Annotated in this window: 8 protein-coding genes; all 8 read right to left on the bottom strand. The window is 72.8% G+C overall.

Annotated features, from left to right (window positions below):
* On the bottom strand, window positions 1-325 hold a 325-nt coding region (locus tag ABD811_RS14225; protein WP_344946578.1), incomplete at its 3' end, for a glycogen debranching N-terminal domain-containing protein.
* Between the two features lie 16 nt (window positions 326-341).
* The gene (locus tag ABD811_RS14220) at window positions 342-2,939 is read right to left on the bottom strand and encodes a glucosidase family protein (RefSeq protein ID WP_344946575.1); all 2,598 of its coding nucleotides are present in this window, start codon (window positions 2,937-2,939) and stop codon (window positions 342-344) included.
* Window positions 2,940-3,049: 110 nt separating this feature from the next.
* On the bottom strand, window positions 3,050-4,687 hold the full coding sequence (locus tag ABD811_RS14215) for a glycoside hydrolase family 13 protein (protein ID WP_344946572.1): 1,638 nt from the start codon (window positions 4,685-4,687) through the stop codon (window positions 3,050-3,052).
* A gap of 44 nt (window positions 4,688-4,731) precedes the next feature.
* A complete protein-coding gene (locus ABD811_RS14210; RefSeq protein ID WP_344946569.1) occupies window positions 4,732-5,592 on the bottom strand; it encodes a carbohydrate ABC transporter permease in 861 nt (286 codons plus the stop codon).
* A gap of 112 nt (window positions 5,593-5,704) precedes the next feature.
* Window positions 5,705-6,733 carry a carbohydrate ABC transporter permease gene (locus ABD811_RS14205; RefSeq protein ID WP_344946566.1) on the bottom strand — a complete coding sequence of 343 codons (1,029 nt, stop codon included), beginning with the start codon at window positions 6,731-6,733 and terminating at the stop codon, window positions 5,705-5,707.
* A gap of 54 nt (window positions 6,734-6,787) precedes the next feature.
* Window positions 6,788-8,071, bottom strand: coding sequence for an ABC transporter substrate-binding protein (locus ABD811_RS14200; protein WP_344946564.1), 1,284 nt, complete (start codon window positions 8,069-8,071; stop codon window positions 6,788-6,790).
* Window positions 8,072-8,159: 88 nt separating this feature from the next.
* Window positions 8,160-9,179 (bottom strand): LacI family DNA-binding transcriptional regulator, encoded by a 1,020-nt coding sequence (locus tag ABD811_RS14195; RefSeq protein WP_344946561.1) that lies wholly within the window; start codon window positions 9,177-9,179, stop codon window positions 8,160-8,162.
* A gap of 165 nt (window positions 9,180-9,344) precedes the next feature.
* Complete coding sequence (locus ABD811_RS14190; protein WP_344946558.1) at window positions 9,345-9,569, bottom strand: hypothetical protein; 225 nt, start codon at window positions 9,567-9,569, stop codon at window positions 9,345-9,347.
* Between the last annotated feature and the right edge of the window lie 64 nt (window positions 9,570-9,633).

Genomic DNA, 9,633 nt, shown 5'->3' with positions numbered 1-9,633 from the left:
TCGCGGCGGCCGGGCCGTCCCCGGTGTTGCGCAGGACGATCCGTTCCGTGCCGCCGTCGGGGACGACGACACGGACCCGCTCGACGGCCAGCGCCCCGGCGGACGCGGTGAACCGGGCGCCGTTCGCGCCGTGCGGCCTCGCCTCGGCCGGCTCGGGCTCGCGTCCGTCGACGGTCACCACGAGACGCGACAGCACGCGCCGCTCGGCGACGTACAGGCCGTCGACGCCGCCGGCGACCTGGCCGCTCGGCGGCGACAGCCAGATCGCGGGCGCCGCCACGCAGGTGATGTGCTCATGGACGGCGGGCTGGGCGGACTGAGGCAAGGGGAACTCCCGTCGGCTAGCGGAGGGTGATCACGAGGGTGGACGTGCCGCGCCGCGCCCCGGCGTCCACGACGACCTCGTCGCCGCGCGCGGTGCGGCGCACGGTCGGGGCGACGGGACGGCCGTCGAGGGTCACGGACGCGACCTCGGCTCCGGACGGCAGCACGTGGCCGAGCCGCAGGGCGACCCCGTCGAGCCGCGCCGCGTTCACCACGGTGCGCAGCGTCCCGCCGCGGGACTCGGCGGTGACGTCGACCGAGCCGGAGCCGAGGCGGATGGACCGCCCCGACACCCGGGACTGGCCCGGCGGGATCTGCGGGACGACCTCCAGCCGCGCCCGCCCCATGTCGGGGTCGACGCCGAGCTGCTGCCGCACGACCGGCCACAGCGTCCCGTACGCGCCCCACGCCTGCAGCACCATGGAACGGTCGGTGAGCTTGCGGTCGATGTTGGCCGGGCTGAAGTCGGGGCTGGCCGCGATCTCCGGCATGGCGCCCGGCATCTCCCACAGGTTCGGGTCGAGCTGGATGCGGGCGTTGGCGGCGGTGTAGCGGCGCTGCTGGGCGAGCCGTCCGTAGTTGCCCTCGGCGACGGCCATGATGCCGTTGCCGAGCGAGTAGACGACGCGTTCGCTCTGCACGGCCGAGACCGCGCTGTCGCAGGACGGCCCCTTGTTGCCGCCCTCCGCCGAGGTCGGGCCCGTGCCGGTGTGGTAGAGGCCGTTGTCGCCGGTGTAGCAGGGCTCCTCGCGCTTGGCCAGGGCGGTGTGCGCGCGTTCGTCCTCGGCGAGCGGCCGGGTGACCTGGCCGGGGCGGACGAGCTGGGCGTCCATGGGCGTCACGCCGATCCAGTGCCGCTGGAACAGCCTGGTGTTGTCGTCGGCGGGGTCGTCGGGGTCGTCGACGGAGTCGGCGTACTGGCGGGTGTCGCCGCCCTTCCACCAGGTCCGGTCGAACGCCTTCTCCATGCGGGCGGCGCGCTCGTCGGCCCAGCGCGCGGTCGCGGTGTCGTTCTTGGCGCGGGCCATGTCGGCCAGGTCGCGCAGCCCGCGGATGGTGTAGACGGTGTTGTCGAGCTTCTCGACGCCCATGCCGGTGCGCTCGACGTTGCCGAGGCCTTCCGGCCAGCCGTCGCCGTCCTCGTCCAGCTTCCCGGTGACGTACCGCATGTTGCGGACGGAGAAGTCGTACAGGTCGTCCAGGAAGCGGCGGTCTCCCGTCCACCGCCAGACCAGGGCCACGGCGCTGGGGAACTTGGCGGTCTCGTCGGTGTTGCCCGCGTCGTCGTCGGCGCCGAAGTACACCGACCCGTCGGAGATCACTTCGTGCACGACCTTGCCGCTGCGGTCGTTGGCGATCTCGCTGGTGTCGCGCAGCGCGCGCAGGTGCGCCTTGATGTCGGTGAACTGCCCGGCGGCGACGGACGCGAACGCGGTGTACTCGCCGTCGGTGCCGAACAGCCACGGGTAGTCGGGCCATCCGGCGCCCAGCCAGCGGGCCACCGGGACCCCGCCCTTGGGCGCCGGGTACTGCCTGCCCTCGCGGGTGACGCGGACGCGCAGGTCGCGGGCCTCCTGCGCGGAGTCGGCCAGGTTCTGCTTGCTCCACTCGACGCTGCGCTGCAGCAGCCGGTCACCGGGCAGGTCGACGACGGTGTTGGCGGCGACGGCGCGGCGGGCGGCCTTCTTGCGGGCCAGCAGACCGGCGGGGTCGCGCAACGCCGACCGCAACGCCGCGCGGGCCTCGCCGTCGCCGCGGTCGGATCCGGCGATCGCCACCCACACGGTGACGTCGCGTCCGGCGGGGACCCGCACGTCGTAGGTCAGCCGTCCGCCGGTGCCCTTGCCGAACTCCGAGTCGTCGCACCGGTCCGGCGTGGTGCCGGTGGCGGGGCAGACGACGGGCGGTTCCTGCGGGCCGCGATGCCCGGACCCGAGCCGGTGCGAGGCGGGGCGGCGGTCGGCGGCGACGAGCGCGGCGAAGTCGTGTTCGGACGCGTTGGGCACCTGCGGTCTTCCGCGTTCGCGGAAGACGAGGGCGCCGTCCTCGTAGGCGCCGGTGTCCGGCAGGTTGTGGGCGCTCTGGTTCGGGGTGGTGCCGCCCCACGGGTAGGCGGTCATCAGCTCGGAGTGGGCGTCGACGTCGAGCCGTACGGTGCGCTTCTCGTCGGCGCGGAACGTCAGGCCGATCAGGCCGGCGCGCAGCCCGTCGGGCACCACGTCGGTGCGTTCGACGCGCACCCCGCCGGACGCGGCGTAACGGGTGCGGGTGTAGCCGTACCCGGCGGTGTGGCTCTCCGCGCGCGTCTGCTTGCCGAGCCACGCGCCGTCCACGCCGAACCACACGCCGTCGAGCAGCTTCAGCGGCGGCGTCCAGAACCCGCCCATCTCCCCGGTGACGTGCCATCCGGACGCCGGGTAGAGCCCGTCGGCGGTGGACATGGCGTAGAACCGGTCGCCGACGACGACGGAACGCCGGTCCGCCAGCCTGGTCGTCGTGGTCAGTTCCTCCTCGGGCGCCCGTTCCCGTGCCTGGGCGGGCGGCACGGCGACCGTCCCGGCGGCCAGGACGGCGGTGGCCGCGAGGGCGATGCCGCGTCTCGTGTCGCGTCTCAAGGTTCGTGTCTCCCCTCGGTTGACCCCCGATGTGCGGAACCGGACCGGCCGGCCGGACCGGTGGACGGGGCGCGGGGCCCGGGGCGGGCGAGCCCCGCGCCGGACGGGTGTCAGGACGTGGCGAGCCAGACGGCGGTGTCGGCGGGCAGCCGGCCGCCGTCCAGGTCGCCGCTGACGAGCAGGACCTCGGCGCCGGCGGGCAGCTCGTACGGCTCGCCGGACACGTTCACCACGCAGGTGAAGCCGGGATCGCGGGAGAAGCTGAGAACGCCGTCGGGCGTCTCGTTCCACCGCATCGTGCCGTCGCCCAGCGCCGGGTTCTCGCGCCGCAGCCGCAGCGCCGACCGGTACAGCTCCAGCATCGAGGCGGGGTCGCCGGTCTGCCGTTCGACGGAGAGGGTCTTCCACAGCTCCGGCTGCGGCAGCCACGGTTCGGCGTCCTCCGTGGCGCTGAAGCCGTACGGCGGCGCGTCACCCGACCACGGGATGGGGACGCGGCAGCCGTCGCGGCCCCGGTTGGCGTGGCCGGACCGCTCCCACACCGGGTCCTGGAGACGGTCCTCGGGGATGTCCTCCACCTCGGGCAGCCCCAGTTCCTCGCCCTGGTAGACGTACGCACCGCCGGGCAACGCCAGCATGAGCAGCGCCGCCGCCCTCGCGCGCCTGGTGCCGTGCTCCAGGTCGAGGGGTTCGCTCACGTCGTGACGCGGCCCCCGGCCCTCGGTGTGCGGCCTGCCGTACCGGGTGACGTGCCGCACCACGTCGTGGTTGGACAGCACCCAGGTGGCGGGGGCGCCGACGCCGGTCAGCGCGCCGAGGGTCGTGTCGACGACGTCGCGCAGCCGCGCCGCGTCCCACGGGGCCCGCAGGAAGTCGAAGTTGAACGCGGTGTGCAGCTCGTCGGGACGCAGGTAGCGGGCCAGGCGCTGCGGGTTCGCCACCCACGCCTCCGCCACGAAGACGCGCTGCCCGGGGTAGCCGTCGGAGACGCGGCGCCACGCCCGGTAGATCTCGTGGACGCCGTCGCGGTCCCAGTGCGGGTGGTCGACACGGTCGGTGGGTTCCAGGACGTCCTCGCCGTCGCCGCCCAGGTCGGGCAGGCCGGGCGCCTTGATCAGGCCGTGCGCGACGTCGATGCGGAACCCGTCCACGCCCATGTCCAGCCAGAACCCGAGCACGCGCTCGAAGTCGGCGCGCACCTCGGGGTTCTCCCAGTTCAGGTCGGGCTGCTCGGGCGCGAACAGGTGCAGGTACCACTGGCCGTCCGGCACGCGCGTCCAGGCGGGGCCGCCGAAGGTGCTGCGCCAGTCGTTGGGCGGCAGCTCCCCGTCGTCGCCGCGCCCGTCGCGGAAGACGTACCGGTCGCGGGCCGGGTCGCCCGGAGCGGCCGCCAGCGCCGCCCGGAACCAGGCGTGCCGGTCGGAGGAGTGGTTGGGCACCACGTCGACGATCACCCGGATGCCGTGGCCGTGCGCCTCGCGGATCAGCTCCTCGGCGTCGCCGAGGGTGCCGAACAGCGGGTCGATGTCGGTGTAGTCGGCCACGTCGTAGCCCGCGTCCACCATCGGCGAGGTGTACCACGGCGTGATCCAGATCGCGTCGACGCCCAGGTCCCGCAGGTACGGCAGCCGCGAGCGGATGCCCGCGATGTCGCCGACGCCGTCGCCGTTCCCGTCGGCGAAGCTGCGGATGTAGACCTGGTAGATGACCGCACTGCGCCACCAGGGCGCCTTGTCCGTGTGCTGCACGACGTCCTTTCGGTTGGGGGGAGCGACCCGGCCGCCCGGCGGCGTCACTTGACGCCCCCGGCGGTCAGGCCCGCGATGATGCGCCGCTGGAAGATCAGCACCACGATCACCAGCGGCACGGTGACGATCACCCCGGCCGCCATCTGGGTGCCGAACGGCTGGTCGAACCCGTACGCCCCGGTGAACTTGGAGATCGCCACGGTGGCGGTCTGCATCTCCTTCTTGTTCACCATGGACAGGGCGATGATGAACTCGTTCCACGCCGCGATGAACGTGATGATCGCCGTGGTGAACACCCCCGGCGCGGCCAGCGGGATGATGACGCGCCGGAACGCCTGGCCGCGGGTGCAGCCGTCCACCATCGCGGCCTGCTCCAGCTCGAACGGCAGCTGCCGGAAGAACGTCGTCAGGTTCCAGACCGCCAGCGGCAGCGCGAACGACAGGCTCGGCAGGACCATCGCCTGGTAGGTGTTGATCCAGCCGATGTCGGTGAACAGTTTCAGCAGCGGGACGATCAGCGAGATGCCCGGGAACATCGAGGTGGTGATGACCAGGCCCAGCACCAGGTTCTTCCCGCGGAAGGCCAGCCGGGCCAGGGCGTAGGAGGCGAACGTGCCGACCACCAGGGTCAGCACCGTGGTCGTGCCCGCCACGACCAGGCTGTTGGCCAGCGCGCGCTGGAACCCCACGTCCGGCTCGAACACCGCGCGGAAGTTCTCCATCGACCACGGCGACGGCAGCGGCGCGTTGTCGAACTGGTCCTGCGGGCGCCGGAACGCCGACACGATCATCCAGTAGAACGGCGCCAGGCAGTACACCACCACGGCCGCCACCCCGGCGAACCGCAGCGTGTTCGCCGCCGGGAAACGACGCCGCGCGGGCGCCCCGGCCGACGGTGCGCTCATGAGGTCACCCCCTGTCCCCCGCTGGCCTCCGGGGCGCCTTTCAGGCGCCGCCTTCCCTCCTCGCTCCTTCGTCGCTCGTCAGTCCAGCCGACGCCGCGCCCCTCCGGCTCGCTCATGAGGTCACTCCCTTGCGGAACGGCAGGCGCGGGCGGGCGCGGCGGGCGTTCGCGGCGCGCCCCTGGCGCATCTCGCCGATCACGTCGGCGCCCAGCAGCTTGACGAACGCGTAGGCGACGACCGCGACGTAGAGGAACAGGATGGTGGAGTAGGCCGCAGCGGCGCCGTAGCGCAGGTTCGACGCCTCGTCGTAGGCCAGCATCGACAACGTCTGCACCGACTCCTTCTGCGCGCCGATCAGCACGAACGGCAGGTCGAACATGCGCAGCACGTCCAGCAGCCGGAACAGCACGGCGACCAGCAGCACCGGCTTGACCAGCGGCAGGGTGATCCGCCAGAACTGGTGCCAGGCGCCCGCGCCGTCCACCCGCGCGGCCTCGTGCACGTCGCGCGGGATCATCTGCAGCCCGGCCAGCACCAGCAGCCCGACGAACGGGGCGGTCTTCCAGGTGTCGGCGATGATCACGGCGAACTTGGCCTGGACGCCCTCGGTGGTCCACAGCACCTGGCGGCCGATCATCGCGTTGGCGACGCCGTCGGCCTGGAACACCCAGCGCCACAGCAGCGCCGACACGGCGGTCGGGATCGCCCACGGCACCAGGACGCTGGCCCGCACCAGCGCCCGGCCGCGGAAGGCCCAGTGCATGATGAGCGCCATGCAGACCCCGAGGACGGTCTCGACGGCGACGGTGGTGACGGTGAAGAACGAGGTGTTCCACAGCGCGCCCCAGAACACCGAGGAGCTCGGGCCGGAGAAGATGTCGAGGTAGTTCGACAGGCCGACGAACTGGTCGCCCTGCACGACGAACCCGTCGGCGTCCAGGCCCTGCCCGCGCCGGTACAGCGACTCGCGCAGCGCCGCCAGGATCGGGTAGCCGACGACCAGCGCGAGCACGATGAACGTCGGGGACAGCAGGATCGCGGCCAGGCGGCCGGAACGTTGCGGGTCGCCCCTGCGCCCGGCGGCCCTGGCGCCGGTCCGGCCGGAGGGCGGCTGCTCGGGTGCGGCGATGATGGTGGTCATGGAAGCCTCCCTGGATCCCCGCCGGGACGCGGGCGTCCCGGCGGGGAGTCGCCGCTACTGCTGGGTCAGCTTTCCGAGCTGGGCCTGCATGTCGGCCAGCGCCTGGTCGGAGGACTTGGCGCCGGTGAGGGCGGCGTAGGCGTTCTCCTGGATCGCCTTGGTGACGTCGCCGTAGCGCACCGCCTCGGGCCGGGGCTTGGCCTTGAGCAGGGACTCCTTCAGCACGCCGAGGTAGGGGTACTTGTTCTTCAGCTCGGCGTCCTCGTAGAGGGCGGCGAGGGTGGGCGCCTCGGAGCTGGCGAGCATGTTGGCGCGCTCCTGCTCGGCGCTGGTGAGGTACTTGATGAAGTCGAGGGCGGTCGCCTTGTTCTTGGCGAACGCGGAGATGGCCAGGTTGTGGCCGCCGAGCGTGGGCGCGCCGGGGCCGTTCGGCCCGGGCAGCGGCGCCACGTCGAACTTGTCCTTGACGTCGGACTTGGTGGACAGGGCGTACTGGTAGGGCCACTGGCGCAGGAACACCAGGCCGCCCTTCTCGAAGGCGCGGCGCGCCTCCTCCTCCTTGTAGGTGATGGCCTGCTTGGGGATGAACCCGCTCTTGAAGCCCTGCACCAGGAACTCCAGGCCCTGCTTGGCCTGCGGGGTGTTGACGTTGGGCTTGCCCTGGTCGTCGACGACGGCGCCGCCGGCGCTGTGCACGGCCTCGGAGAAGTTGACGGTCAGGCCCTCGTACTTCTCGAACTGGCCGCCGTAGCAGGAGACGCCGTCCTTGGCGACCTTGTCGCAGATCTGCTTCATCTCGTCCCAGGTCTTGGGCGGCCCGGACGCGCCGGCCTTCTTCACCAGGTCGGTGCGGTAGTAGAGCAGCCCGGCGTCGGTCTTCCACGGCGCGGCGTACAGGCGGCCCCGGTACTGGCCGGTGCGGACGGTCGGCGGCAGGAACTGCGACAGGTTGAACTGGTCCTGGGGCAGCGGCGCGATCCAGCGGTTGGCCGCGAACTCGGCGGTCCACACCACGTCGAGGTTGAGCACGGTGTAGGCGTCGGACTTGGCCTGGGCGTTCTGCACCATCTGCTGGCGCTGGGCGTCGGCCTCCTCGGGCAGCTCGACCAGCCGCACCTGCTCGTTGGGGTGCTGGGCGTTCCAGGCGTCGACCTGCTTCTGGACGTTGCCGGAGGTGTCCTTGCCCTGGACCAGCGTGATCGGGCCGCGTCCGGTCAGCTCGCCGGACGCCGCGTCCGAGCCGGAGCCGGAGTCGCCGCCGCCGCAGGCCGCCGTCAGCGCCGCCACGGTTCCCGCCGCGATCACGCAGCGGAGGGTCTTCCTCAGAGGGGTTGCCACGATCGTTCCCTTCTCTCGGGGGTTCTGCGCGTCAGTCGCCCCCGTCGCCCCGCCGCGTCCCGCCGGGTTCCGGGACGCGCGGCACGGGCTAGCGGGGGTTTTGGCCGGGCCGCTCCCGGGCCACCAGTTCCGGACGCAACATCACCCCCTCCGGCGGGCCGCCGGGTGCGCGGAACTGCCGGACCAGCAGGTCGACGACGTGGTACGCCACCTGGTCGAGCGGCTGGCGCACGCTCGACAGCGGCGGGGTCATCAGCGCCGCCGACGGGGAGTCGTCGTAGCCGACGACCTCCACGCGGGGGCGCCCGGCGGAGTCGGCGCCGACCGCCTGGCGGGCCGCGACGGCGAAGGTGTCGCTGCCGCAGGCGAACGCCGTGGGCGGGTCCGGCTGCCGCACCAGCCGCCGCGCCACCGCCGCGACCTCGGCGGGGTCCTCGGCGCTGGCGCCCGACAGCCCCTCGGTGGCCAGGCCGTGCCGGCGCATGGCCGCCCGCCATCCGGCGCGCCGTTCGTCACCGACCCGCGGGCCCTCGGGCCAGCCCAGGTAGGCGATGCGGTGGTGGCCGCGGGCGACCAGGTGGTCGACCGACTGCGCCAGCCCGTCGCCGCCGTCGACGTCCACCCACGAGCACGGCCCGGGGACGGTCGGACGGCCGAAGCTGACGCAGGGGATGCCGCGTTCGGCGCACCAGTCCAGCCGCTCGTCGGCGGTGTCGATGTCGGCCAGCACGAACCCGTCGACGGTGCCGGTGCCGATCAGCTCGGCGTAGGCGGCCAGCTCCTCGTCCACCGTGGACGCGCTGAACAGCAGCAGGTGGTAGCCGACACCGCCGGCCGACTCGGCCAGCGCGTGCAGGAACCGGTCCAGCAGGTTGTTCAGCCCGCTCGGCGGAGCGATCTTGAAGCCGATGCAGCGGCTGGTGCGCTCGCGCAGGTTGCGCGCGGCCCGGTTGGGCAGGTAGCCCAGCTCGTCGATCGCCCGGCGGACCCGTTCGGCGGTGGCGGGGGCGACCCGGTCCGGCGCGTTCAGCACGTTCGACACGGTCTGGCGCGAGACCCCGGCGGCCGCGGCGACCTCGGAGATGGTCACGCCGCTGCGATCGCGCATGGGTCCCGTCACCCCCATTGGTTCGTCGGGCACCGGGCGATTTGATCGTTCAAACCGCCGTGTGAGCGATCAAATTGGCACTGTTTCGGGCATGTGTCAAGGGGGTGACGACCATGTGTCCGCACGCGGACGGACGCGTGCGGACGGACGGACGCGGGTGCCGGTTCAGTCGTGCTCGCGCCAGGCGGGCTCCTGGCGTTCGTAGTGCTCGAAGGCCGTTTTCAGGCCGGTGCACACCTCGGCGGTGGTCTCCAGGAGCGCCTGCGCCCTCGGGTCATCGACCTTGCCGAGATCCTCCCGGGCGTGCCGGATGACGGCGGTGAGCATGTCGTGCAGCCTGCCGGTGTGGTGACGCGGATCGTCCTCCGGGTACCACGAGTAGTGCGGCATCGCGATCCTCCCCCGGTGACGGCGTGATCCGCCTGCTCGTACCCAGGCAGCCGGTCCCGACACC

Origin of the sequence: Actinomadura miaoliensis, assembly GCF_039536785.1 — a bacterium.
In the GTDB taxonomy this organism is placed as follows: Bacteria; Actinomycetota; Actinomycetes; order Streptosporangiales; family Streptosporangiaceae; genus Spirillospora; species Spirillospora miaoliensis.
This window is presented reverse-complemented; position numbering and strand designations above follow the sequence as displayed.